Here is a 26510-nt window from a genome sequence, read left to right as displayed (position 1 = left end):
CGGCAGCCGCTGCCGGAGGCGATCGCGGCCCCGCGCTGGCTGCTGGGCCGCACCTGGGGTTCGACCCATACCAATCTGCGGATGGAAGCCCGCTTCGACGGCAACCTGATCGACCGCCTGCTGTCGGCCGGTCACGATGTCGCGGTGCTGGACGAGGCCTTTTCCGACACCATGGGTCATGCCGGGGCGATTGTCCTGCACCCAGACGGCACGCTGGAAGGGGCGCACGATCCGAGGGCCGATCCGGGCGCTTTCGGGGTCTGATGTTATAACGCCCGCCTCCATTCCGCCGCCTTCCGTGATATTGTGCAGCAACGCCGCCAACGCGCGATCAGCAAGAGTAGGCACCGGTTTTGCATCGATCGCGCGTCACCAATCGCGACCCGGAACACAGATGATTTCCCGCTTACTTCGTCCGCTCGTGCTCGGGCTTTCGGCCGGCCTGCTGGCGCTCGTTCTTGCTGCGCCGGAGGCCCTGGCGCATCCTCATGTCTATGTCACGATGAAAAGCGAGATTGTCTATGATGGGCAGGGCCGGATGACCGGCATCCGACACCGCTGGACCTTCGACGACATGTTCTCGTCCTACGCGACGCAAGGCCTCGAATCAAAAGTGAAGGGCAAGTTCACCCGCGAGGAATTGCAGCCCCTCGCCGAGGTGAACGTGACCTCGCTCAAGGAATTTGATTTCTTCACGCAAGGGAAACTCGACGGCAAGAAGGCCGAGTTCGAACAGCCGGTAGACTATTTCCTGGAGCAAGAGGACGACCTCCTGACACTGCACTTCACGCTGCCGCTGAAGAAGCCGGTCGCGACCAAGACGGTCGATCTCGACATCTACGACCCGCTCTATTTCGTCGCCTTCGAATTCGCCGACAAGGAGCCGATCACGTTGAAGGGCGCGCCGGCCTCCTGCAAGCTCTCGACGGTGAAGCTCGGCGACGACAGCCAGGTGAAGTCGCTGAGCGAGTCCATTTTCGCCCGACCCGACCCGAACAATCCGTTCGGTGCGCAATTCGCCAACAAGATCGGCGTGAAATGCTGACGGGCCGCCGGCCGACCGATCTTTGGTTTATGCTTGGCGCTGCGGCTGTTGTCGCGCTGGCAATTGCGCTTGCGCATGACGCTGCCTTGGCGCAGGCCAACCCGTTCGGAGCGCCGCGCGCGGCACCGCCACCGCCCGACGGCATCGTTGGCTGGCTGTTGGCCAAGCAGTCCGAGTTCTATCGCGGGCTGTCCGGCGCGATCCGTGCGGCCAAGAAAGACGGCAGCGCGGTGTGGGGGCTGTTCGCGCTGTCCTTTGCTTATGGCGTGTTCCATGCAGCCGGACCGGGTCACGGCAAGGCGGTGATTTCGTCCTATGTCATCGCCAACGGCGAGACCTGGTGGCGCGGCGTGGTGCTGTCGTTTGCCTCCGCGATCCTGCAGGCCATCGTGGCGGTGGCGATCGTCGGCATCGCCGCGGTTCTGCTTGGCGCGACACGCCGGACGATGGACGGCACGGTGTGGTGGATCGAAGTGATCAGCTACAGCCTGATTGCGCTGCTTGGCGCGCGTCTGCTTTGGGTCAAGGGGCGCGCGCTGATCGCCTCGTTCAGGAAATTCCGTGCCGGGCCAGACGCGGCGCACAGCCACGCGCATCAGCATAACCACCACGGTCATGCGCCCCATCACGATCATGCGCAAGGCCATGGGCACAAACACGACCGTGACCACGGCCACGTGCATAAACATGGCGCGTCGTGCAGCGGGCACCATCATCACGACCACGACGACCACGCCTCGGCCTGGGGCCATGCGCATGCGCCGGAGCCCCAGGAGCTTGCCGGGCCCGGCGGCTGGAAGCGCGGGCTGTCGGCCATTGTTGCGGTGGGCTTGCGGCCATGCTCGGGCGCGATCCTGGTTCTTGTCTTCGCGCTGGCGCAGGGACTGTTCTGGGCCGGGGTGGCTTCGACCTTCATCATGGGGCTCGGAACCGCGATCACGGTGGCGGCGATCGCAACGCTCGCGGTCGGCGCGCGCGGGCTGGCGCAGAAATTCGCGTCCAGCCGTCCCGGTCCCGGCATGGTGGCGCTGCGCGGGCTGGAAGTCGCGGCCGCATTGCTGGTGATGCTGTTCGGCCTCGCGCTCCTCACCGGCTATATCGCCAGCGAGCGGATGTTCGCGTAAGCCACGCTGCGCCGCTATAGTCCGCGGACAACCGATCGCGGACGAAATGCTCGCCCTTGCAGACGCCATCGACTGGATTAACGGCAAGATCGGCCGCGCCGCGGCGTGGCTTTGCGTCGCCGTGGTCGGGATCCAGTTCGCGGTGGTCGTCCTGCGCTATCTGTTCGGCATCGGCTCGATCTGGCTGCACGAATCCATCCTCTACAGCCATGCCGCGATGTTTCTGCTCGCTGCCGCCTGGACCCTGAAAAACGACGGCCATGTGCGGGTCGACCTGATCTACGCAGCCGCCGGGCCGCGTATCAAGGCCGTCATCGATCTGTGCGGCGCGCTCCTGCTGCTCATTCCGTTTGCCGCGGCGATCCTGTATTTCTCGCTTCCCTATGTCGCGCGCTCCTGGGCGATCATGGAAGGCTCGCGGGAGGCGAGCGGATTGCCGCTGGTCTTCGCGCTCAAGACGCTGATCCCGGTTTTTGCCGTGATGCTGATGCTACAGGGCGCGGCGCAGGCGATACGAGCCGCTGCGCTTCTCACCGGCAAGGCGCAGGTCTGATGGCGGAGTTGTTCGCGATCCTGCTGGTGCTGGCGATCTGCATTGCACTATTCGCGGGTTATCCGGTCGCCTTCACGCTTGGCGGGGTGTCGCTCGCCTTTGCCGCGTTCGGCAGCCTTCTCGACATCTTCAGCTTCGGCTTTCTCGGCGCGCTGCCGCAACGCATTTTCGGGGTCATGACCAGCGAGGTGCTGCTCGCCATCCCGCTTTTCATCTTCATGGGCGTGATGCTGGAGCGCTCGCGCATCGCCGAGGAATTGCTCGAGACGATAGGCCGTGCTTTCGGAACGCTGCGCGGCGGCCTTGGTATCTCTGTCGTTCTTGTTGGGGCGCTGCTCGCGGCGTCGACGGGTATCGTCGGCGCTACCGCCGCCACCATGGGGCTGATCGTGCTGCCGGCGATGCTGCGTCACGGCTACGACCCGCGGCTTGCTTCCGGAATCGTCGCTGCGTCCGCCACATTGGCGCAGATCGTTCCGCCCTCCACCGTGCTGGTGATTTTGGGCGACGCGCTCAACAATGCGTTCCAGGCCGCGCAATTGTCGAAAGGCGTGTTCGCACCCGCGACGGTGACGGTGAGCGATCTGTTTGCCGGCGCGCTGGTGCCGGGTCTTCTCCTCGTCGCGCTCTATGTCGCCTATGTCGCCGCGGTCGCGGCCGTCGCGCCAAAAGCCGCACCGGCCATCCCGCCCGATCCGGCGCTACCCGACGGCGTGAGCGCGGGCAAGCTCATGGCCGTTCTGGTTGCGCCGCTGCTCCTCATTATCGCGGTACTCGGTTCGATCCTTGCCGGCATAGCCACGCCCACAGAAGCAGCTTCGGTGGGCGCAGCCGGTGCGACGCTGCTGGCGGCGCTGCGCGGCGAAGGCACTTTCGGCGAGGCGCTGGTCCAGACCGCGATGAAGACCGCGCAGATGACCAGCATGATCTTTCTGATCCTGATTGGTGCGACTCTGTTTGGCTTGGTGTTCCGCGGCTTCGGCGGAGACGATCTCGTACATCGCGCGCTCAGCGATCTTCCCGGCGGCGCATCGGGCGCGATCGTTGCCGTGATGGTTGCGATGTTTCTCCTAGGATTCGTGATGGACGCCTTCGAGATCATCTTCGTGATCGTGCCAATCGTCGGTCCTGTGCTGCTGGCGATGCCGGGCGTCGATCCGGTCTGGCTCGGCATCCTGATGGCGTTGAACCTGCAGACCTCGTATATCCACCCGCCGCTCGGGCCGACGCTGTTTTTCCTGCGCGGGGTGGCTCCGCCCAGCATCACCACGCGGCACATTTACGTCGGTATCGTACCGTTTGTCGCGATCCAGCTTGCCGCGCTCGCGGTGCTGTGGTTCGTGCCGGGTCTGGCGACGGCCTTGCCGCGCGCGCTCTATGGTGGGGGATGATGAAAGCGGCGACGATCTTCGATTTAACGGGCACCGTCGCTCTGGTGACGGGCGCCTCGTCCGGGCTTGGCGCGCGCTTTGCGCAGGTGCTGGCAGCGAATGGCGCGAAGGTGGCCTTGGTGGCCCGGCGCAAGGACCGGCTCGACGCACTGTGCGGACGGATCGAAAAGGCGGGCGGCACTGCAATGGCCATCGAGGCCGACGTGCTCGATCGCGCGGCGATGCTGCGCGCCTTCGACGAAACACACCAGGCCTTCGGTACGGTGTCGATCCTCGTCAACAATGCGGGCGCAGCTCAGGGCGTGCGCGCGCTCGATATGACCGAAGAGGAATGGCGGCGCATTCTGTCGCTCGATCTCGATTCGGTGTTCTTCTGGTCGCAGGAAGGCGCGCGCCGCATGCTCGCTGCCGGCGTCAAGGGCTCGATTGTGAATACCGCGTCGGTGCTGGCCTTCGGCGCTGCCAAGGGCGTCACGGCTTATGCCGTGGCCAAGGCTGGCGTGGTGCAACTCACCAAGGCGCTGGCGCTGGAACTCGCCTTCAAGGGTGTGCGGGTGAACGCCATCGCGCCCGGCTGGTTCGTCACCGACATCAACCGCGCCTTTCTCGAGGGCGACAAGGGCGAGGAGATGAAGCGGTCGATCCCGATGGGTCGCTTCGGGGCGGAAGGCGATCTCGATGGCGCTTTGCTGCTGCTTGCGTCGAAGGCCGGCGCCTATATGACCGGTGCGACCATCATCGCCGATGGCGGGCAGGTGGTCCGGATCGGTTAGTCGCGCCGCCGACTCATCAGCATTGCGAATGCGTCCCTTGCATTCAATTGGCTTGATGTGAGGGCTGACGCCCAGCACTGTGCCGCCCGCAACGGAATCTCGCCCGATGGACGGCCTTGCCGGAAGCCGGCCCAGCCTTGTGGACACGTCCTATGCCTGGCTGCGGCTCGGCGTGGCGCTCGTGCTCGGCACGATCGGCAGTGTCGGCATGTGGTCCTATGTCGTGGCGCTGCCCTCCGTGCAGGCGGACTTCGCCGCGACCCGGGCCGATGCTTCGCTTCCCTATACTTTGGCAATGGCGGGATTCGCCGTCGGCAATCTCATCCTTGGCCGGCTGGCGGACCGGTTCGGCATCCTCGTGCCGATCTGGCTCAGCATCGCCTCGCTCGGCATCGGCTATGTCAGCGCCGGCTTTGCCCCGACCCTGTGGCTGCTCTGCGCGGCGCATCTGCTGATCGGCTTCGGCAGCGCCGCGTCCTTCGGTCCACTGATCGCCGACCTGTCGCATTGGTTCGAGAAGCGTCGCGGCATCGCGATCGCGATCGCCGCGTCCGGCAATTACGTCGCGGGTGCGGTCTGGCCGCCGGTGGCGCAGCATTTCATCGCCAGCGACGGCTGGCGCGCGACCCACATTGGCATCGGCATTTTCTGCGTGATCGCGATGCTGCCGCTGTCGCTGATGTTCCGCCGCCGATCGGATTTTCATACCAATGGCGGCGCGCAGCTTCGCGGTTTCGTGCCGCCGAATATCGGGGTGTCGCAGAACACGCTGTTCGTCCTCTTGTGCATCGCCGGCATCGGCTGTTGCGTCGCCATGGCGATGCCGCAGGTCCATATCGTGGCCTATTGCGGCGATCTCGGTTACGGGGTGGCGCGTGGTGCCGAAATGCTGTCGCTCATGCTCGCCTTCGGTATTGTCAGCCGGGTCGGCTCCGGCTTCATCGCCGACCGTTTCGGCGGCGTGGTGACGCTGCTGATCGGCTCGGTGATGCAGGCGGTCGCGCTGTTTCTGTATTTCCTGTTCGACGGGCTGACATCTCTCTACATCATCTCGATCCTGTTCGGGCTGTTCCAGGGCGGCATCGTGCCGAGCTATGCCGTTATCGTCCGCGAATATTTCCCGCCGCAGGAGGCCGGCGCCCGGGTCGGCATGGTGATCATGGCCACCGTGTTCGGGATGGCGCTTGGCGGCTGGATGTCGGGCTGGATTTTCGACCTCACCGGCTCCTATCGGGCGGCCTTCCTCAATGGCCTGGCCTGGAACCTGCTCAATCTCGCAATCGCGCTCTGGCTGCTGCGGGCCGGGCGGCCCGGCGCACGGATGGCTGTCACCTAACATTTTATATCGCGCTGAGGCGAAACGTGCGCATGGCGTGGCATTCCGTCATGCACCGGCAGGCTTGCGCATCATGCCTGCGTCGCACAAAATGCCAATGCCCGAATCCGCCTCGGCAGCGGCACTCCCAGCCCTCGGTTTGACGGGGGTGCCCCAAAAGGTCAGCATGCCTGACCTATCTGCCACCTTGCTCGCTTTTAACGAGCCGCACGGGCTAGCGATCGCCAGTCCCGGTGCGCACATGAGGCACAAAGGATCGCGCGCATGACCCTGCGGCAGGTCAGTCTCGACGATAAATACGACCTCACCAAACAGCAGGTCTTTGTGACCGGCTATCAGGCGCTGGTCCGGCTGTGCCTGATGCAGAAGGAGCGCGACCGCCGCGCCGGACTGAATACCGCGGGCTATGTGACCGGCTATCGCGGCTCCCCGCTCGGCGGGCTCGACAATCAGTTCATCCGTGCGCGCAAATTCCTCACGCCGAACGACATCATCATCGAGCCCGGGCTCAACGAAGACCTGGCGGCGACCGCCCTGTGGGGCTCGCAGCAGGCTGAATTGCGCGGCGAAGGCAAATACGACGGCGTGTTCGGCATCTGGTATGGCAAGGGCCCGGGCGTCGACCGCACCGGCGACGTGTTCCGGCACGCCAATTTTGCCGGCTCCTCGAAGCACGGCGGCGTGCTGGCGCTGATGGGCGACGACCATACCGCCGAATCCTCCACCACTGCGCACCAGTCCGAATATCACTTCGTCGACGTGATGATCCCGATCCTCAATCCGGCCGGGGTTCAGGAAATCATCGATTACGGGCTCTACGGCTTCGCCATGTCGCGCTTCTGCGGCACCTGGGCGGCGCTCAAATGCATGCATGAGACGGTGGAATCCACCGCCGTTGTCGACGGCTCTCTCGACCGCGTGAAGATCCAAATCCCGCAGGATTTCGTCATGCCCGAGGGCGGGCTGAATATCCGCCTCCGCGACACCATCCTCGGGCAGGAGGCGCGGCTTTACGACTACAAGCGCGACGCGATGCTTGCCTTCGTGCGCGCCAACAGGCTCAACAGGATCGTCACGTCCGGCGGGCCGAGCGCGAAGATCGGAATCGTGACGACCGGCAAGGCCTATCTCGATGTGCGCCAGGCGCTCGACGAACTCGGCATCGACGAAGTCCGCTGCAATCAGCTGGGCCTGCGCATCTTCAAGATCGGCTGCCCGTGGCCGATCCCGCGCGACGAACTGATCGACTTTGCCAAGGGGCTCGACCTGATCATCGTGGTCGAGGAAAAGCGCGCACTGATCGAAGTGCAGGTGCGCGAGGAGCTTTACGGCACCGCCAACCAGCCGCTCTGCATCGGCAAGAAGGACGAACGCGGCAACTGGCTATTCCCGATCAAGGGCGCGCTCGACCCGAACGAGGTGGCGATCGCGATCGGCGACCGTCTGCTCGCCCGCGGCCATGACGACGCCATCGCAACGCGCGTATCGCAGCTCAAGCAGGCGCAGCATGCGCTTGCCGAATTGCAGGAGGTCGCGGCACGGACTCCGTATTTCTGTTCGGGCTGCCCGCACAACACCTCGACCCGGGTGCCCGACGGCATGCGCGCCTATGCCGGCATCGGCTGCCATTTCATGGCGCAGTTCATGGACCGCAACACGCTGGGCTTCACCCATATGGGCGGCGAGGGCGCGAACTGGATCGGCGAGGCGCCGTTCTCCAAGCGCAACCATGTGTTCCAGAACTTGGGCGACGGCACCTATAACCATTCCGGCTATCTGGCGATCCGCGCCGCGATCGCTTCGGGCGTCAACATCACGTACAAAATTCTCTATAATGACGCGGTGGCAATGACCGGCGGCCAACCCGTCGAAGGCTCGCTCACCGTGCCGCAGATCGCCCGGCAGGTCGCGGCCGAAGGGGTCAAGCGCATCGCCATCGTCAGCGACGATCCGCGCAAATATCCGAGCGGCATCGACTGGCCGAAAGGCATTACGTTCCATCACCGCGACGATCTCGATGAGGTGCAGCGCGAATTCGCCGACGTGCCGGGCACCTCGGTGCTGATCTACGACCAGACCTGCGCCGCCGAAAAACGCCGCCGCAGAAAGCGCGGCGCCTATCCAGATCCCGACAAGCGCGTGATCATCAATGAACTGGTCTGCGAGGGCTGCGGCGATTGTGGCGTGAAAAGCAATTGCGTGTCGGTGCAGCCGCTGACGACCGAATGGGGCCGCAAGCGCACCATCGACCAGTCGAGCTGCAACAAGGATTATTCCTGTGTGAAGGGCTTCTGTCCGTCCTTCGTCACCGTGCATGGCGCGAAGATGAAGAAGGGCAGGGCGGTTGCCGAAGGCGACGTGCCGGCGCTGCCTGCTCCGGTGCTGCCGAAGATCGCGGAGCCGTATGGCATCATTGTCACCGGCATCGGCGGTACCGGCGTCGTCACCATCGGCGGCGTGCTCGGCATGGCGGCGCATCTTGAGGGTAAAGGCGTCGGCATCATCGACATGGCCGGGCTCGCCCAGAAGGGCGGCGCGGTCTACAGTCATATCCGCATCGCCAACAAGCCCGAGGACATCCACGCCATCCGCATCGCCGCCGGGGGCGCCGATCTCGTGCTCGGCGGTGACATCGTGGTGGCCGGCAACAGGAAGGTGCTGGCCGCGGTCAGGCATGGCGCCACCCGCATGGTCATCAATCTCGCCGAGTTCCTGCCGGGCGACTTCACCCGCAATGCCGATTTCTCGCTGCCGACCGAGCGGCTGAAGCGCGCCATCGTGCAGGCGGCGGGTCGCGACCGGGTGTCCTTCATCGATGCGACAAGGCTCGCGACCGCGCTGATGGGCAACTCGATCGCCGCCAACATGTTCATGGTTGGCTACGCGTTCCAGCAGGGCGCATTGCCGCTATCTGCGGAATCGATCGAAACAGCCATCGAACTCAACGGCGAGGCGGTCGCCATGAACCAGTCCGCGTTCCGCTGGGGCCGGCGCGCCGCGCTCGATGTCGCGCAGGTCGAGACACTGATCCCGAGCCCGGCGGCGGAGGACGAGAACCGCCGCCTGTCGCAGTCGCTGGACGACATCATCGACCGCCGTGTGGCGTTTCTCACCGACTACCAGAACGCGGCCTATGCCCAGCGCTACCGCGACCTGGTCGCAAAGGTCCGTGCTGCCGAACAGGCGCAGGTGCCGGGGCGCACCGAACTTTCGGAAGCCGCAGCGCGCAACCTGTTCAAGCTGATGGCCTACAAGGACGAATACGAGGTGGCGCGGCTCTATACCGACGGCACGTTCCTCAAACAGATCGAAAACACGTTCGAGCCCGGCGAACTGCGCTTCGAGTTTCATCTCGCGCCGCCGCTGCTTGCGCGCGCCGACAAGGCGACCGGCGAGCCGCGCAAAATGAGCTTCGGCCCGTGGATGCTGAAGGTTTTCGGGCTGTTGCGGCGTTTCAAATTCCTGCGCGGCACCGCCTTCGATCCGTTCGGCTACACGCACGAACGCCGCACCGAGCGCCGGCTGATCGCCGATTACGAGGCGCTGCTGGCCGATCTGATCCGCGGTCTCAATCCGGCCAATCATGCGATCGCCGTCGGCCTCGCCGCCATTCCGGAAAGGATTCGGGGCTTCGGACCGGTGAAGCTGCGCAGTCTGGCGTCCGCCAAGGCCGACGAAGCGGCGTTGCTCGAGCAGTTCCGGAGCGGCAGCGCGCCCATGCTGAAAGCCGCCGAATAGCTCGCCGGGACTGTTCTCCCTTGAGCGGCGGCGGCTGCGGCGGCCATAATGGCGCCCCGGCCGCCATATGGGTCTCGCCATTGATCTCCGCCGACCATCTTCGCCGGATCGCGTTCTGGTCTCACGATCTCGGTCCGGACGAAATCGAGCGCGCACGCCGCGGCATCGTCGAGAAGCAATATGCGCGCGGCGATTATGTCTGCCATCGCGGCGACCGTCTCGAGTCATGGACCGGCGTGTCGGACGGGCTGATGAAAATCTCCACCACGTCGCGGTCCGGCAAGAGCGTGACGCTGGCCGGGATGCGGACCGGGGTCTGGTTCGGCGAAGGCTCGCTTCTCAAGGACGAAGCCCGGCAATACGACCTGGTGGCGCTGCGCGACACCCGCCTAGCCCTGATGAACAAGGCGACGTTCTTCTGGCTGTTCGAGCACAGTGCCGCGTTCAACCGGTTTCTGGTGCGGCAGTTTAACGAGCGGCTCGGCCAGTTCATCGCACTGGTGGAATATGACCGGTCGCTGGATGCGACCGCCCGGGTCGCGCGCAGCATCGCCTGGCTGTTCAATCCGGTGCTCTATCGCGACGACGAGCGTCACCTGGCGATCAGCCACGAAGAGATCGGCCTTTTGTCGGGGGTATCGCGGCCGGTGGCCGGGCAAAGTCTCAAGCGGCTGGAAAGCGAGGGTCTGATCCGGTTGGAGCATGGCGGACTGACCATCGCCGACCTCGACCGGCTGCGCGTCTACGGCGACTGAAACCCGTATTCGCGATGCCGCGCTGCGGCGCAGGTCGACTCTCACGCAAACACAAGGGGATATGCTAGCCAACAAAGCGCCGCTGCGTCTGTCAAGAGAGACATTTGCAGGCGCCCTTTTTGTTGCAATTTTCGCTATAAGAAGAAAACTGATGTTGCGTCCGCGGGCAAGGCGGGCGGCAGCGACAGTTTCGGCGACTGTAACGACAACGACGCGGAAACCGCGCGTTTTCAGGGAGGGGAGGCGCCGTGGCGAACGACGCCAGCGTTGCTGCGGATACGTTTCCGAAACTCTTGCTTCATCATGCACGGGTTCGGGGCGAGCGTCCCGCATTGCGGCATAAGGATCTGGGCATCTGGCAGACCTGGACCTGGGCGGATGTCTTGCGCGAAGTCCGCGCCATCGCGCTTGGCCTGTCAAAGCTCGGGGTGAAGCGCGGCGACACCGTCGCCATCGCCGGCAATAACCGTCCGCGTCTTTATGAAACGATTCTTGCGGCGCAGGCGCTCGGCGCAATACCGGTTCCGGTCTATGCCGACGCGGTCGCAACCGAAATGGCCTACGTGCTGGACCATGCCGATGTTGCGGTTGCGGTGGTGCAGGACCAGGAGCAGGTCGACAAAATTTTGTCGGTGCAGGAGCAACTGCCAAAGCTGCGCCATATTGTCTATGACGAAACACGGGGGCTTCGCGACTACGACCACAGCCGCCTGCACGACCTCGGCGCGATGATCGCGGAGAACGAGGCGATCATGGCGGGCGATGCCGAAGCCGTCGCCCGGATCGACCGCGAGATCGAGGCCGGAAGCGCGGCCGACCCCTCGATCATTCTCTACACGTCGGGAACCACCGGCCGTTCCAAGGGGGTGGTCCTGTCGGCTGGCCGCTGCATTGCAGCAGCACGCGATACCGTCGCCTTCGACAAGCTGACCGCCGACGACGTGGTGCTGGCCTATCTGCCGCTGGCCTGGGTCGGCGATCATTATCTGAACTACGCGCAGGCGCTGGTTGCCGGCTTCTGCACCGCCTGTCCGGAATCCCCCGACACGGCACAGCAGGATTTGCGCGAGATCGGGCCGACTTTCTATTTCGCGCCGCCGCGCGTGTTCGAGAATCTGCTCACCCGCGTGATGATCCGCATGGAGGATGCAGGCTTCCTGAAGCGCCGCATCTTTCATTATTTCATCGGTGTGGCGCGGCGCTACGGCGAGAAAATTCTGAACCGGGAGCCGGTGCCGCTCACCGGCCGGCTGCTCTATGGGCTCGGCGAAGTGCTGGTTTACGGCCCGCTGAAGAACGTGCTCGGCTTTTCGCGGGTGCGCGTTGCCTATACTGCGGGCGAAGCCATCGGCCCGGATCTGTTCTCGTTCTACCGTTCGCTCGGGCTGAACCTGAAGCAGCTCTACGGGCAGACCGAAGCTTTTCTCTATGTCACGTGCCAGGCCGACCGCGACATCCGCGCCGATACGGTGGGACCCGCGGCGCCGAATGTCGATATCCGGATTTCCGAGACCGGCGAGGTGATGTTCAAGTCGCCCGGCATGTTCCTCGGCTATTTCAAGGAACAGGAGAAGACCGACGAGGTGATGACTCCGGATGGCTATGTGAAGACCGGCGACGCCGGATTCTTCGACCAGACCGGGCATCTGAAGATCATCGATCGCGCCAAGGATGTCGGCAAGCTTGCCAATGGCGCGCTGTTCGCGCCGAAATACATCGAGAACAAGCTCAAATTCTATCCGAATATCCGCGAGGTGGTTGCCTACGGAGACGGACGGGATTTCGTCACCTGCTTCATCAATATCGACATGACTGCCGTCGGCAACTGGGCGGAGCGCAACAATGTGGTCTACGGTTCTTATCAGGAGCTTGCCGCCAATCCGCGCGTGTACGAACTGATCGAGCAGCATGTCGCCGAGGTCAATCGCGCGCTCGCCGGCGAGGAAGCCATGGCCGGCGCGCAGATCAGGCGCTTCCTGATCCTGCACAAGGAACTCGACCCCGACGATGGCGAGATCACCCGGACGCAAAAGGTGCGGCGCGGCTTTGTCGCCGAGCGGTATGCGCCGCTGATCACCGCGCTTTATGACGGCTCCAAGGAGGCGGATATCGCTACGGAAGTGACCTTCGAGGACGGCCGCAAGGGCGTGGTCCGCGCGCGCGTGAAGATTGTCGACATGAAGACCGAACCGGTTCCCGCGAGAACGGAGAAGGCGGCGTGAGGGCGCCCTCGCAATCCGATATCGCGGCCGGCGAGGTGCTGCTCGCCGTGGAAAATGTCTCGCTGTCGTTCGGCGGAGTGAAGGCGATCCGCGACGTCTCTTTCGACATCAGGAAGGGCGAGATCCGCGCCATCATCGGCCCGAACGGCGCCGGCAAGACCTCGATGCTGAACGTCATCAACGGCTTTTATACGCCGCAGGAAGGCCGCATCACCTTCAAGGGGCAGACCCGCGCGAAGATGCGGCCCTACGACGCCGCGCGCGGCGGCATCGCCCGGACCTTCCAGAACGTGGCGCTGTTCCGCGGCATGACCGCGCTTGACAACATCATGGCCGGCCGCACGCTGAAGATGCATCGCGGTCTGTTCTGGCAGATGCTGCGGTTCGGTCCGGCGCTCGCGGAAGAGGTCGAACACCGCAAGCGCGTTGAGGAAATCATCGATTTTCTGCACATCGAGCATATCCGGAAAGTGCCGGTCGGCCGTCTGCCCTACGGCTTGCAGAAGCGGGTCGAACTCGGCCGGGCGCTGGCGATGGAGCCGGAATTGCTCCTGCTCGACGAGCCGATGGCCGGCATGAATCTCGAGGAGAAGGAGGACATGTCGCGCTTCGTGCTCGACGTGAACCAGTATTTCGGCACCACGATCGCGCTGATCGAGCACGACATGGGCGTGGTGATGGACCTGTCCGACCGCGTCATCGTCCTTGATTACGGCCAGAAGATCGCCGACGGCACGCCCGACGAGGTGAAGGCGAACCAGGCGGTGATCGACGCCTATCTCGGCGTGGCGCATTGAGGGCGATCGATGGACCTCCTCTACAAGATCTTCATCGATCCCTTCGTGCAGATGGGCGGCGCGCCGGATCTCTTGATTCAGACGCTGTGGGAGGGCCTCGTTTCCGGCGTGCTTTATGCCCTGATCGCGCTCGGCTTCGTGCTGATTTTCAAGGCGTCGGGCGTCTTCAATTTCGCGCAGGGCATCATGGTGGTGTTTGCGGCGCTGACGCTCGTCGGCCTGCATGCCAAGGGCGTGCCCGCCTTTATTGCGCTGGCGCTGACCATCGGGGTGATGTTCATCCTGGCCGTCGGGGTCGAACGGCTGATGCTGCGTCCGCTGGTGAACCAGCCCGACATCATCCTGTTCATGGCGACCTTTGGACTGACCTATTTCCTGATCGGGCTCGGCGAAATCATCTTCGGCGGCGAGCCCAAGGTGATGATCACCAGCGAATTGTTCCTGCCCAAGGGTGCGATCGAGTGGAAGGTGTTCGGCGGCTTTGTGTCGTTCCAGAAGCTCGATATCGCCGCCGCGATCATCGCCTCGATCATGGTGGCGACGCTCGCGGTGTTCTTCCAGCATACCCGGATCGGGCGCGCGTTGCGCGCGGTCGCCGACAGTCACAAGGCGGCCCTGTCGGTCGGCATCTCGCTCGAACAGATCTGGGTGATCGTGTGGTTTGCCGCCGGCATCGTGGCGCTCGCCACCGGCATCATGTGGGGCGCACGCTCCGACGTCTCCTTCGCACTGCAGATTCTGGCGCTGAAGGCGCTGCCGGTGCTCATCCTCGGCGGCTTCACCTCGATTCCCGGGGCGATCGTCGGCGGCGTCATTATCGGCGTCGGCGAGAAGCTCGGTGAGTTCTACTGGGGGCCGCTGCTCGGCTCCGGCATCGAGAGCTGGCTCGCCTACATGATCGCGCTCGTGTTCCTGCTGTTCCGGCCGCAGGGATTGTTCGGCGAGCGCATCATCGAGCGGATATGAGGGCGCGCTGATGTTCTACCGCGAGACCGGCCAGTACAAGACCGACTACGCCGCCGACATGGCGCTGTTCCCGATCCGGCAGGACCGGATCGGCATCGCACTGATCCTGTTCGCGGCGTTCGTCGTCATCCCGCTCACGATCTCAAGCTTCACCCTCTCGGCGGTCATGATCCCGGTGCTGGTCTTCGCGCTGGCCTCGATCGGGCTCAATCTCCTGACCGGCTATACCGGGCTGATCTCGCTGGGCACTGCGGGATTCATGGGGGTCGGCGCCTATGCCACCTACAAGCTCACCACCTGGTTCCCCGATACCAACATTATCGTCCTGATCCTGCTCTCGGGATTTGTTTCGGCCGCCGTCGGCGTGGTCTTCGGCCTGCCGTCGCTGCGCATCAAGGGCTTCTACCTGGCGGTCGCGACGCTGGCCGCACAATTCTTCCTGTCGTGGTGCTTCGTCCGCGTGCCGTGGCTCGTGAATTACAACGTATCGAATGCCATCGAAGTGCCGACCCGCACCATGTTCGACATTCCGGTCACGGGGCCCAATGCCAGCCCGGTGACGCGGTACATGATCGTTCTGTCGATCGTCGTGGCGTTGACCTGGATTGCCTCCAACATCGTACGCGGCCGGATCGGCCGCTCCTGGATGGCGGTGCGCGACATGGACATCGCCGCGGAGCTGATCGGGATCCGGCTCTACCGCACCAAGCTGCTGGCGTTTGCGGTCTCGTCCTATTATTGCGGCGTCGCCGGTGCGCTGATGGTGTTCATGTGGCTCGGCGCCGCCGAGGCCGACTCGTTCAACATCAACCAGTCCTTCATCATCCTGTTCATGGTGATCATCGGCGGCCTCGGCAGCCTGATCGGCTCTTATTTCGGCGCCGCCTTCATCTGGGGCCTGCCGATTCTGCTGAAGCTGTTGCCGGCAGCCATCGGAATTTCGCTCAACGCGGCGACTGTCGAACATATCCAGTTCATGATTGTCGGCGCGCTCATCATCTTCTTCCTGATCGTGGAGCCGCACGGCCTGGCGCGGCTCTGGCAGATCGGGAAGCAGAAATTGCGGGTGTGGCCTTTCCCTTATTGACAGGGCACACTCGGGACCAAACCCGGCGCGGATCATCCGCACCGGGGGGAACAAGACGACCGGCTTTCGTGCCGGCGATACCAAAGGGAGAAACGCAATGCGTCTCAGACATGTTGCCATTGGAGCAGCCGTCGCCGGCCTGCTCGGCAGTGCTGCGCTCACGGCCCCGGCGATCGCGCAGGAAAGCATTTACGTCCCGCTGCTGACCTATCGCACCGGACCGTTTGCCGGTTCCGGCATCCCGATCGCCAACGGGATGAAGGACTATCTGGAAATGCTCAACGAGCGCGACGGCGGCATCGGCGGCGTCAAGCTCGTCATCGAGGAATGCGAGACGGGCTACGACACCAAACGCGGCGTGGAATGCTACGAACAGGTCAAGGCGAAGAAGCCGGTGGTGGTCAACCCCTATTCGACCGGCATCACGCTGTCGCTGATCCCGAAGGCGGCGGTCGACAAGATCCCGATCCTGTCGATGGCCTACGGCCTGTCGGCCTCGGCGGTCGGTGACGAGTTTCCGTGGATCTTCAATCCGCCCGCGACCTACTGGGACGGCCTGTCGATGATCTTCCGCTATATCGGCGGCAAGGAGGGCGGTCTCGACAAGCTGAAGGGCAAGACCATCGGCTACATCTTCTTCGATGGCGGCTATGGCCGTGAACCGATCCCGCTGCTCGAGCAATTCGCCAAGGATTACGGCTTCAACGTGAAGCTCTATCCGGTGCCGGCGAGCGAAATGCAGAACCAGTCGGCGCAGTGGCTGAATGTGCGCCGCGACAAGCCGGACTGGATGATCATGTGGGGCTGGGGCGCAATGAACCCGACCGCCGTACGCGAGGCCACCCGCATCAACTACCCGATGGACAAGTTCGTCGGTATCTGGTGGTCGGGCGGCGAGGACGATGCGCGCGGCGGCGGCGAAGCCGCCAAAGGCTATCTGACGCTCAACTTCAATGGCGTCGGCGCCAATTATCCGGCGCTGCAGGACATCAAGAAGCACGTCGTCGACAAGGGCAAGAGCCAGGTCACTGCCGACAAGTTCGGCGAAAATCTCTACAACCGCGGCGTCTACAACTCGGTGCTGATCGCCGAAGCGATCCGCAATGCGCAGAAGCTCACCGGCAAGAAAGCCGTGACCGGCGAGGATGTGCGGCGCGGCTTCGAGACGCTGAATATCTCGGAAGCGCGCTGGAAGGAAATCGGTCTGCCGGACTTCGGCGCCCCGATCACCGGCGTGTCCTGCACCGACCATAACGGCCATCACGCCGCCTATATGCAGCAATGGGACGGCTCGAAATGGGTGAAGGTTTCCGATTGGATTCCGCCCATGAAGGAGCGGGTGCGCCCGCTGCTTGAGGCGGCCGCCAAGGACTATGTCAGCAAGAACCAGCCGTGGCCGAAGCGCACGGAGCCGTGCGACAAGGCATCGTAATGTTGTTTTCCCTCTCCCCGCTTTTGCGGGGAGAGGGACGATTGCCGCAGCGCCGGAGCCGCTATGTCAACCGCCGTTCAAGCTTCACACGCACCGGCCATGGAGAAGATCCTCTCCGTCAACAATATTGAGGTGCTCTACGACCACGTCATCCTCGTGCTGAAGGGCGTCTCGCTCGAGGTCGACAAGGGCGGCATCGTGGCCCTGCTCGGCGCCAATGGCGCGGGCAAGACCACGACGCTGAAGGCGATTTCCAACCTGCTGCATTCCGAGCGCGGCGAGGTGACCAAGGGCTCGATCGTGTTCGAGGGCGCCGAGGTGCAGTCGCTGTCGCCGAACGAACTGGTGCGCCGCGGCTGCATCCAGGTGATGGAAGGACGGCACTGCTTCGGCCATCTCACCATCGAGGAAAACCTGCTGACCGGCGCCTTCACCCGCAAGGACGGCAACGCCGCGATCCGGCGCGACGTCGAGATGGTCTATAACTACTTTCCGCGCCTGCGCGAACGCCGCACGTCGATGGCGGGCTATACCTCGGGCGGCGAACAGCAAATGTGCGCGATCGGCCGCGCGCTGATGTCGCGCCCGAAGATGATCCTGCTCGACGAGCCGTCGATGGGGCTTGCCCCGCAGATCGTCGAGGAAATTTTCGAGATCGTGAAGAGCCTGAACGAGAAGGAAAATGTGTCGTTCCTGCTTGCCGAGCAGAACACCAATATGGCGCTGAAATATGCGCGCTACGGCTATATTCTTGAGAACGGCCGCGTGGTGATGGACGGCGATGCGAAGGCGCTTGCCGAGAACGAGGACGTCAAGGAATTCTACCTCGGCATCGCCGAGGGCAAGCGCAAGTCGTTCCGCGAGGGCAAGCATTACAAGCGGCGCAAGCGATGGCTGGCTTAGCCTCTTCTCCCTCCACCGATCATCACGACCCCCTCGAAATTCGTGATCCGGGAGCGCGCGAACGCGAGACATTTGCGCGGCTTCCGGACCAGATCGCACGCGCGCTCGCCGCGCCCGGCTGGGCGAGGCATCTCGACGGCGTCGATCCGAAATTCGTCACGTCACGCGTAGCGCTCGCGGAACTGCCGCTGCTTCGCAAATCCGATCTGCCGCGCCTGCAGGCGGAGACGCCGCCATTCGGCGGTTTCAACGTCACCCCGCCCGGCAAGGCGAAGCGCCTTCTGATGTCGCCCGGTCCGATCTTCGAGCCCGAAGGGCATGAGAGCGACTTTGCCGGTGTCGCGCGCGCGATGTTCGCCGCCGGCTTCCGCGAGGGCCAGATCGTCCTGAATTGCTTCTCGTATCACCTCACCCCCGGGGCCTGGATGTTCGAGGCGGCCGCGGAGGCGCTCGGCTGCGCCGTGATCCCGGGCGGCGTCGGCAATACCGAGCAGCAGGTCGAGGCGATCGCGCGGCTACGGCCGGATGGCTACACCGGCACGCCCGACTTTCTGAAAATCCTGCTCGATACCGCGCAGGCCTCCGGCAAGGACGCCTCGTCGATCAGGCGCGGTCTCGTCTCCGGTGCCGCGCTGCCGGCCTCGCTGCGGCAGGACTTGGCGGATCGCGGCGTCGAGGTGCTGCAATGCTACGCCATCGCCGAGACCGGTGTGATCGCCTACGAGACGCCGGCCCGCGAGGGTCTGATCGTCAACGAGAACATCATCGTCGAGATCGTGCGGCCGGGTACCGGCACGCCTGTCCCGGAGGGCGAGGTCGGCGAGGTCGTCGTCACCTCGTTCAATCCGGATTATCCGATGATCCGGCTCGCGACCGGCGATCTGTCGGCCGTGCTGGCAGGTCCCTCGCCGTGCGGGCGCACCAATATGCGGATCAGGGGCTGGCTGGGCCGCGCCGACCAGACCACCAAGGTCAAGGGCATGTTCGTGCGGCCGGAGCAGATCGCCGAGATCGCAAAGCGCCATCCGGAGCTTTCCCGCGTGCGGCTGGTGGTCACGCGCGAGGCCGAGCAGGATGCCATGACGCTGCAAGCCGAGAGCGCGGGCGGGGAGGGGCTTGCCGATGCGGTCGCAACGACCCTGCAGTCCGTCACCAAGCTGAAAGGCGCAGTGAAACTTGTCGCGCCCGGCAGCCTGCCCAACGACGGCAAGGTGATAGCCGACGAGCGCCCGGTCTCCTGATCCGCTCTCGCCGTCGTCATGGCCGGGCTTGACCCGGCCCTCCCCGTCTTGTCTTGCTCTGTTTAGAACCTTGTCGTGGATGCCCGCGGCAAGCGCGGGCATGACGAAAATGACCGACCCCCTCAAACCCCGAGACGCGAAGGACGTCGAGGACGCCGTCGTCTGGGCGCTGTCCGAAGGAAAGACGCTCGAGATTGCGGGGCAGGGGAGCAAGCGCGGCATCGGCCGCCCGAGCCAGTCGGACATCACGCTCGACCTCTCTGGCTTGTCCGGCGTGACCCTTTACGAGCCCGAAGAACTGGTGCTGTCCGCCCGCGCGGGAACGCCGATCGCCGAAATCGAGCGGCTGGTGGCGGACAAGAACCAGGAGCTTGCCTTCGAGCCGATGGATTGCGGTCCGCTCTTCGACCGCGCGTCCGGCGAGGGCACCATCGGCGGCGTGCTCGCGGCCAATCTGTCCGGGCCGCGCCGGATCAAGGCCGGCGCCGCGCGCGATCATTTTCTCGGGTTCAGCGCGGTGTCGGGGCGCGGCGAGACCTTCAAGTCGGGCGGCCGTGTGGTCAAGAACGTGACCGGCTACGATCTTCCCAAGCTGATGGCAGGCTCGTTCGGCACCCTCGGCGTCATGACAGACGTAACCCTCAAGACGCTGCCGCGTGCGGAGACAGAGGCGACGCTTTTGCTGCAGGGTCTCGACGACCGCAATGCGGCGCAGGCGATGGCCGATGCCATGGGCTCGTCCTGCGAGGTGTCGGGCGCCGCCCATCTTCCGGCGCCTGCTCTCGGTACGCTGCAAGGGATGTTCGGCGGCCGTCCCGTGACGCTCTTGCGGCTCGAGGGCGTCGCACCCTCCGTCTCGCATCGCCGCGATGTGCTGGCGGCCGTGTTGAAGCCCTACGGCACGGCCGATACGCTTGGCGCGCAAAGCTCGCGGACGGTCTGGCGCGCGGTCCGCGACGTGCTGCCCTTTGCCGGCGACGAGCGCCCGGTCTGGCGCGTGTCCACGGCGCCGATGAACGGCACTGCGATCGCGGCCGCGGCGGCTGCCGCGGACGGGGTCTGTCTCTTCGACTGGGCGGGCGGGCTGGTCTGGATCGCCTTGCCGGTCTCGGAGGATGCCGGCAGCGCCGTGATTCGGGCGGCCGTGGCAGAGGCCGGCGGTCATGCCACGCTCATTCGCGCACCCGCAGCGATCCGGGCCAAGGTTGCGGTGTTCGATCCGCAAACCGATGGCGTCGCCGCCTTGACCCGTCGCGTCAAGGACAGCTTCGATCCGAAAGGCATCCTCAATCCCGGCCGCATGTGGGCGGGAGTGTAACGATATGCAGACGCATTTTTCGCTGGCCCAGCTCGCCGATCCGGACATTGCCGAGGCCAACAAGATCCTGCGCGCCTGCGTGCATTGCGGCTTCTGCACGGCAACCTGCCCGACCTATGTGCTGCTGGGCGACGAGCGCGATTCCCCGCGCGGCCGCATCTATCTCATCAAGGACATGCTGGAGCAGGGCAGGCCCGCTACCGCCGACGTGGTCACCCATATCGACCGCTGCCTGTCCTGCCTGTCCTGCATGACCACATGTCCCTCGGGCGTGCACTACATGCACCTCGTCGATCACGCCCGCGCTCATATCGAAAACACCTTCCGTCGGCCGTTGCGGGAGCGGCTGGTGCGGGGCCTGCTCGCCGCCGTCCTGCCCTATCCTGAGCGGATGCGCGCGGCGCTAGGCCTGTCCCGGCTGGCCAGGCCGTTCGCCGGTCTGTTCACCGCAATGGGTCTCAAGCCGCTTGCGGCGATGCTGCGGCTGGCGCCTGCGCCGGTTGCGGCTGCGGCCGCTCCCGAGCAGCGCATCCACCCGGCCGAGGGCCTGCGCAGGGGCCGCGTCGCGCTGCTGCGGGGCTGCGCCAACCGCGTGCTTGGCGCCGGCATCAACGCCGCGACGATTCGTCTCCTGAACCGCCTCGGGATCGAGGTGGTGACCCCGGAGGCCGAGGTCTGCTGCGGCGCGCTGGTGCATCACATGGGACGCGAGCAGCAGTCGCATGCCCAGGCCAAGGCCAATATCGACCTCTGGACCGCCGAGATCGAGGGCGAGGGGCTCGATGCCATCGTCATCAATGTGTCCGGCTGCGGCACCATGGTGAAGGATTACGGCTTCATGCTGCGCACCGATCCGGCCTATGCGGCCAAGGCTGCCCGCATTTCGGCGCTTGCCAGGGACATCAGCGAGTATCTGGCGAGCCTGCCTGCGGCCGCATCGCGGCAGGCGACAGGGCTGACGGTCGCCTATCATGCCGCCTGTTCGCTGCAGCATGGCCAGCGCATCACGCGCCAGCCCAAAGAGCTGCTGACCCGCCATGGCTTCATCGTGAAGGACATTCCAGAGGGTCACCTCTGTTGCGGCTCGGCTGGGATTTACAATATCGTGCAAAGCGAGATTGCACAGACGCTGCGAGATCGTAAGATTGCAAACATCGCTCAACTGAGTCCCCATGTGATCGCAGCAGGCAATATCGGTTGCATTACTCAGATCGCATCGGGGACGGCGATACCGGTGGTTCATCCGGTCGAGTTGATCGATTGGGCCACGGGCGGCCCGAAGCCGGCGGGATTGTCCTCCGGCGTGCAAGCGATGCCGGTCGATGGGGACCTGGTGAAGACCTCGGCAGCAACCTGACGGCAGCCTAGCGCAACCTTTTCGGAGAGAAGTCATGGCGAAGAAGGCGAAGAAGGGGAAGAAGGCCAAAACGGCCAAGAAGGGCAAAAAAGCCAAGAAGATGAGCATGCCCAAGAAGAAAAAGAGCGTGAAAAAAAGCGCTGCGAAGAAGGGCAAGAAAGCCAAGAAGGCAAAGAAAGCCAAAGCCAGGAAGGCTGCACCCAGGAAGACCGCGCCCAGGAAGACCTCTGCGCCGAAGAAGCGGGCCAAGCGCGCTGCGGCTCCGAAAGCCGTGACCCCGCCACCGGCGCCCGCGCCCGAACCGGCCTCCGCGCCTGAAAGCGATACGGGCGGCTACCGTCCGTTCAGCGACACCAGCGGCACCTGATCGCGCGCCGCAGTCAAGGACCAGACAAGTCCCGCAGCGGTCCGGCTCCGGCGCGCCGGACCGCTTTCTTTTGCCCGGACGGTCGGGCAGCCGGCGCCCGGACTGCTCCGCACGGATTTTAATTTAAATAGTAAGGTACCTTATTAAATCGCGCGAGTGTCAGAATGCGTCGCAAAGTCCGAGACGTCGTACCGTGTGCAACGGGAAGCGCGCCATCTAAGCGGACATCCTGCGCTCCTGATGGGTGGGGTGCCGCTGCAAATGCCGGCGACTTCGAACTTGAGCGAGGATCCGGGGCTGGCGTCATTGTTCGAACACTCGACATTGGTACGCAATTCATGCGACCGCGAAGCCGTGGGATGTTTTCATCAGGTCGTCGGTCGGGCGCTGGGTCCGGAAAAGGAATGCAAGGCGCTGGCCGCCGAATGATCAGTCTTCGAGGTTGCTGATGACCTGTATCAACAGCCGCTGGAGGGTTTCGATTTCCTCCGAGGTCATGCCGCGCGTTGCTTTCTTGTTTATCTTCGCGCGGAAGGGAAGCAGCTTCTCCTTGAGGCTTCGCGCGCGCGGTGTGAGGTGAATGTTGACCTTTCTGCGGTCATCGGAATTCCGTGTACGGGAGATGAGACCGCGCTTTTCCATCGCGTCCAGAACGCCGGTGAGCGACGCCTTTTCGATGCGCATCCGGTCCGCGAGTTCGACCTGACTCAGCCCTTCGCGGTCCCAGAGCACGCGCAAGACCGACCATTGTCCGCTCGAGATGTCGAAGGGCTGCAGTTCGTTGCTTATTGCGCGCGCAAAAGCGCGATAGCCGTATCGAAACAGGTAACCAAGACTTTGCTCGTCTCCGGCCGGTTGTTGCCGGGGGGCGTTCGTCGGCGATGACGACATGGGCATGCAATGCTGTCCCCAGATTGACTCAATTCGTATGATACCATACGATTAGCCGCGCGGCGGTGAAATATCGCTCCTAGTGTAGTGCCGGGGTTCAGAATGACCGAAATTTTCGTCGCGAAGGCTGACGATCTGCCCGACGGCGAGCGCCGTATCGTGACCCATGACGGAGTGGAGATCGGTGTATTTCACTGGCAGGGCATGTTTTATGCCTACCGGAATCTGTGCGTACATCAGGGCGGACCGGCCTGCGAGGGGCTGATCATGCACAAGGTCGAGGATGTGCTCGGTCCCGACCGCACTTGGCACGGCCAGCGCTTCTCGTCGGACGAGGTGCATTTCGTCTGCCCCTGGCACGGCTACGAATACGATCTGCGCACCGGCGAATGCGCCTCCGACCGGCGGCTGAAGCTCAAGACCTATCAAGTTATCCGGCGCGGCGAGGATATCTATGTGCGCGCCGATTGATCCTGCGGCGCTCGGCACCCTGCCGGACGAAAGGCTGCAGGCGCTCTCCGCCGCCTTGCTGCGCGAATACGCCGCCCGCGCGGAGGCGCGCGACGTCCCGCTGCCGGTACTGCCGCGGGAGTCCAGCGTCACCGCCACCGAGGCGATGCTCTTTGTGTCCGCCATTCTCAAGGCCGTGAACATCCAGGTCTTCGAACTCGGAATGTGGCAATCCTGGTCGGGCCGTTGATCGAGGACAGATATGGACCTTCCGCTCAGTGACTTCCGTAAGATGGCGGTGGCCGAATTCGACACCACCAAGCTGCTGGCGCATGCGTCGCAGCAGGCGAAGGAGCGTGGCTACGAGCGCTTCCCGATCGTGGATGTGGATTCGCATCACTACGAATCGGAGTCCATGACCGAAATTCTCGACTATCTCGACGATCCGGTGCTGCGTCAGCTCGCGCTCAGCGCCGCCCAGGCCAGCGCCAAGAGCAACGGCGTGGTGCCGACCGGGGTCGGCTATCAGGACATGGGCGGGAGGGTGACCCGCTATCCGCTACGCAAGCTGGAAAAGGCCGACGGCCCGCAGCATCGGGACATCACGCTGACCAAGCGCTGGATGGACTGCATGGGCATTGACGTCGCGATCCTGTTCCCGACCCCCATGCTCCAGCTCGGCGTGCATCCGCAGGTGGAGGTCGAGGTGGCGCTGGCGCGCGCCTATAATCGCTGGCTGTGCGAAAAGGTGCTGACGCGGGAGCCGCGCCTCCGCTCGATGTTGTATCTGCCGTTCAACGATGCCGATGCCACGTTCCGCATGGTGCAGGAATTCGGCAAACACGAAGGCGTGTGCGGCTTTATGGTGACGGCGGCGCGCTACCGGCCGGTGCATCACAATTCCTACATGAAGACCTATGCGCTGCTGGAGGATCTCGGTCTGCCGCTTGGGTTCCATGCCGCCTATAACTGGAACGACCAGTCGCTGTCGCTCTTGAACCGGTTCATCTCGGTGCATGCGCTCGGCTTCACCTTCCACAATATGGTGCATATGGCGAACTGGATCGTGAACGGGATTCCGGAGCGATTCCCGAAGCTGAAGGTCGTCTGGATCGAAAGCGGGCTTGCCTGGATCCCCTTCATGATGCAGCGCTTCGACAATGAATACATGATGCGCTCGTCAGAAGCGCCGGCACTGAAGAAGCTGCCCAGCGATTATATGCGCGACATGTTTTATACGACGCAGCCGATGGAAATGACCGATATGGGCGCGTTGCAAACCACCATGCGTATGATCAATGCCGAGACCCAGTTGATGTATTCGTCGGATTATCCGCACTGGGATTTCGACCTGCCGTCGACGATCTACGACCTGCCGTTCCTGTCGGAGGCTGCGAAGCGCAACATCCTGGGCGGCAACGCGATCCGGCTGTTCAACCTGAAGCTCCCCGCGCAGAAGCTGGCACGGGTAGCGTAGCGGCATGTCATGGCGGGGGCGCGCCTGCGGACCGCGAGCCTGAAATCCGGGCTCTGAGCAGGCGCCCCGGAGACCCGCATCGCGAGACAGGCGTTGCCGCATTGCATCGCCGCGTCCGGCCCAATAGCATCGCCGATCGAAACGGCGGGAACACGCCCTCAACCATTCACGACAATCCGGGAGGTCGATCGATGGCTTACAACATCCTCATTTTGGGCGCGGCCTATGGCTCGCTGCTCGCCTCCAAGATGCTGTTCGGCGGGCATCGGATTCATCACGTCTGCCTGCCGGCCGAAGCCGATCTGATCAATGCCGAAGGCTTTATCGTGCGGCTGCCGGTGCGCGGCCGGGCCGAACCGGTGATCCTGGATTCGCGCAAGCTCCCCGGCACGGTGACGGCGGGCGGCGCGGCGGGCGTCAACCCTGCGGACTATGATCTCGTCGGTCTTGCGATGCAGGAGCCACAATACCGCTCCCCGGGCGTGCGCGAATTGCTCGATGCGGTGGCGAAGTCGAAGGTGCCCTGCATGTCGATCATGAACATGCCGCCCTTGCCCTATATGCGGCGCATCCCCGGCCTCGATGCCGACAGCCTTAAGCCGGCCTATACCGATCCGAGCGTGTGGGACAATTTCGATCCGGGCAAGCTGACGCTCTGCAGCCCCGATCCGCAGGCGATCCGTCCGCCGGACGAAAAGGCAAACGTGCTGCAGGTGACGCTGCCGACCAATTTCAAGGTCGCCAAATTCGCCGACGACACGGACACCGCGATCCTGCGCCAGCTCGAAAAGGACATCGACGGGGTCCGGTTCGATCCGGGCGACGGCACCAAGATCGAACTGCCGGTGAAGCTGCGGGTGTATGATTCGCTGTTCGTGCCGCTCGCCAAATGGGCGATGCTGCTCGCCGGCAATTATCGCTGCGTCACGCCGGAGGGTATGCGCAACGCGCAGGAGGCGGTGCATAGCGACATCGACACCTCGCGCACGGTCTATAACTTCGTGAACGACCTTGTCGTGAAACTTGGGGCCGATCCGAACGATCTCGTGCCGTTCGAAAAATATGCCGCGGCGGCGCAAAGCCTGACGCGTCCGGCCTCCGCTGCGCGCGCCCTCAATAACGGTGCTCCGTATATCGAGCGCGCCGACAAGCTGGTGCAACTCATTGCCAAGCAGAAGGGGCTGAGCCTGCCGGCCATCGATGCCCAAGTGGGGGTGGGCGACCGGCAGCCAGGAAAGAAGCAGCAGAAAGGGGAATGGTTGCACGACTTCTCTTTCGGATTCGTTT

Annotated in this window: 23 protein-coding genes and 1 pseudogene; 23 read left to right on the top strand and 1 reads right to left on the bottom strand. The window is 64.0% G+C overall.

Translation table 11 applies throughout. The features are described from left to right. The 19 genes and pseudogenes from ACK41X_RS13615 to ACK41X_RS13525 all read left to right on the top strand — a co-directional run. Window positions 1–264: pseudogene (locus ACK41X_RS13615) on the top strand (gamma-glutamyltransferase); the annotation flags it as partial. A gap of 130 nt (window positions 265–394) precedes the next feature. Further along, entirely contained in the window at window positions 395–1045 is a 651-nt protein-coding gene (locus ACK41X_RS13610) for a DUF1007 family protein (protein ID WP_409724052.1), read from the top strand. Next, complete coding sequence (locus tag ACK41X_RS13605; protein WP_409724049.1) at window positions 1039–2169, top strand: nickel/cobalt transporter; 1131 nt, start codon at window positions 1039–1041, stop codon at window positions 2167–2169. Before ACK41X_RS13610 ends, ACK41X_RS13605 begins: the two co-directional genes overlap by 7 nt. Window positions 2170–2215: 46 nt before the next feature. Further along, complete coding sequence (locus ACK41X_RS13600; RefSeq protein WP_409724046.1) at window positions 2216–2722, top strand: TRAP transporter small permease subunit; 507 nt, start codon at window positions 2216–2218, stop codon at window positions 2720–2722. Beyond that, window positions 2722–4113 (top strand): TRAP transporter large permease subunit, encoded by a 1392-nt coding sequence (locus ACK41X_RS13595; protein ID WP_409724044.1) that lies wholly within the window; start codon window positions 2722–2724, stop codon window positions 4111–4113. Before ACK41X_RS13600 ends, ACK41X_RS13595 begins: the two co-directional genes overlap by 1 nt. Next, entirely contained in the window at window positions 4113–4886 is a 774-nt protein-coding gene (locus ACK41X_RS13590; protein ID WP_409724042.1) for an SDR family NAD(P)-dependent oxidoreductase, read from the top strand. The genes ACK41X_RS13595 and ACK41X_RS13590 overlap by 1 nt, the downstream gene beginning before the upstream one ends. 106 nt (window positions 4887–4992) lie before the next feature. Next, complete coding sequence (locus ACK41X_RS13585; protein ID WP_409724039.1) at window positions 4993–6222, top strand: MFS transporter; 1230 nt, start codon at window positions 4993–4995, stop codon at window positions 6220–6222. A 264-nt stretch (window positions 6223–6486) separates the two neighbouring features. Beyond that, on the top strand, window positions 6487–9960 hold the full coding sequence (locus ACK41X_RS13580; RefSeq protein WP_409724036.1) for an indolepyruvate ferredoxin oxidoreductase family protein: 3474 nt from the start codon (window positions 6487–6489) through the stop codon (window positions 9958–9960). 80 nt (window positions 9961–10040) lie between these two features. Then, window positions 10041–10715 carry a Crp/Fnr family transcriptional regulator gene (locus ACK41X_RS13575; protein WP_409724032.1) on the top strand — a complete coding sequence of 225 codons (675 nt, stop codon included), beginning with the start codon at window positions 10041–10043 and terminating at the stop codon, window positions 10713–10715. A gap of 248 nt (window positions 10716–10963) precedes the next feature. Next, window positions 10964–12937 carry an AMP-dependent synthetase/ligase gene (locus ACK41X_RS13570; protein ID WP_409724029.1) on the top strand — a complete coding sequence of 658 codons (1974 nt, stop codon included), beginning with the start codon at window positions 10964–10966 and terminating at the stop codon, window positions 12935–12937. After that, on the top strand, window positions 12934–13734 hold the full coding sequence (locus tag ACK41X_RS13565) for an ABC transporter ATP-binding protein (RefSeq protein WP_409724026.1): 801 nt from the start codon (window positions 12934–12936) through the stop codon (window positions 13732–13734). Before ACK41X_RS13570 ends, ACK41X_RS13565 begins: the two co-directional genes overlap by 4 nt. 9 nt (window positions 13735–13743) lie before the next feature. Then, window positions 13744–14700: a branched-chain amino acid ABC transporter permease gene (locus ACK41X_RS13560; protein ID WP_409724023.1), complete on the top strand. Its 957-nt coding sequence runs from the start codon at window positions 13744–13746 to the stop codon at window positions 14698–14700. Between the two features lie 10 nt (window positions 14701–14710). Next, window positions 14711–15787: a branched-chain amino acid ABC transporter permease gene (locus ACK41X_RS13555; protein ID WP_409724021.1), complete on the top strand. Its 1077-nt coding sequence runs from the start codon at window positions 14711–14713 to the stop codon at window positions 15785–15787. Window positions 15788–15884: 97 nt separating this feature from the next. After that, window positions 15885–17219, top strand: coding sequence for an ABC transporter substrate-binding protein (locus ACK41X_RS13550; RefSeq protein ID WP_409724018.1), 1335 nt, complete (start codon window positions 15885–15887; stop codon window positions 17217–17219). 63 nt (window positions 17220–17282) lie between these two features. Next, a complete protein-coding gene (locus ACK41X_RS13545) occupies window positions 17283–18122 on the top strand; it encodes an ABC transporter ATP-binding protein (protein ID WP_409724015.1) in 840 nt (279 codons plus the stop codon). Further along, complete coding sequence (locus ACK41X_RS13540) at window positions 18110–19363, top strand: phenylacetate--CoA ligase family protein (RefSeq protein ID WP_409724013.1); 1254 nt, start codon at window positions 18110–18112, stop codon at window positions 19361–19363. Before ACK41X_RS13545 ends, ACK41X_RS13540 begins: the two co-directional genes overlap by 13 nt. A 109-nt stretch (window positions 19364–19472) precedes the next feature. Continuing rightward, entirely contained in the window at window positions 19473–20681 is a 1209-nt protein-coding gene (glcE, locus tag ACK41X_RS13535) for a glycolate oxidase subunit GlcE (RefSeq protein ID WP_409724011.1), read from the top strand. A 4-nt stretch (window positions 20682–20685) separates the two neighbouring features. Then, complete coding sequence (gene glcF / locus ACK41X_RS13530) at window positions 20686–22038, top strand: glycolate oxidase subunit GlcF (RefSeq protein ID WP_409724009.1); 1353 nt, start codon at window positions 20686–20688, stop codon at window positions 22036–22038. A 34-nt stretch (window positions 22039–22072) separates the two neighbouring features. Further along, entirely contained in the window at window positions 22073–22405 is a 333-nt protein-coding gene (locus ACK41X_RS13525) for a histone (protein WP_409724007.1), read from the top strand. Window positions 22406–22834: 429 nt separating this feature from the next. On the opposite strand, the gene ACK41X_RS13520 is transcribed toward ACK41X_RS13525, so the two are convergent. Further along, a complete protein-coding gene (locus ACK41X_RS13520) occupies window positions 22835–23302 on the bottom strand; it encodes a MarR family winged helix-turn-helix transcriptional regulator (RefSeq protein WP_409724005.1) in 468 nt (155 codons plus the stop codon). 96 nt (window positions 23303–23398) lie between these two features. Between ACK41X_RS13520 and ACK41X_RS13515 the strand changes: the two genes are divergently transcribed. From ACK41X_RS13515 to ACK41X_RS13500, 4 genes are all read left to right on the top strand, one after another. Beyond that, window positions 23399–23767 carry a Rieske (2Fe-2S) protein gene (locus ACK41X_RS13515; protein WP_409724003.1) on the top strand — a complete coding sequence of 123 codons (369 nt, stop codon included), beginning with the start codon at window positions 23399–23401 and terminating at the stop codon, window positions 23765–23767. Beyond that, window positions 23751–23996 carry a hypothetical protein gene (locus ACK41X_RS13510; protein ID WP_409724001.1) on the top strand — a complete coding sequence of 82 codons (246 nt, stop codon included), beginning with the start codon at window positions 23751–23753 and terminating at the stop codon, window positions 23994–23996. The genes ACK41X_RS13515 and ACK41X_RS13510 overlap by 17 nt, the downstream gene beginning before the upstream one ends. Window positions 23997–24008: 12 nt before the next feature. Continuing rightward, on the top strand, window positions 24009–25223 hold the full coding sequence (locus ACK41X_RS13505) for an amidohydrolase family protein (RefSeq protein ID WP_409723999.1): 1215 nt from the start codon (window positions 24009–24011) through the stop codon (window positions 25221–25223). 191 nt (window positions 25224–25414) lie between these two features. Further along, the coding region (locus ACK41X_RS13500; protein WP_409723997.1) for a hypothetical protein at window positions 25415–26510 on the top strand (1096 nt) is incomplete at its 3' end.

Origin of the sequence: Pseudorhodoplanes sp. (assembly GCF_046289595.1) — a bacterium.
Lineage (GTDB): Bacteria > Pseudomonadota > Alphaproteobacteria > Rhizobiales > Xanthobacteraceae > Pseudorhodoplanes.
Note: the sequence above shows the minus strand (reverse complement) of the source record. Positions and strands in the feature narration are given on the sequence as shown.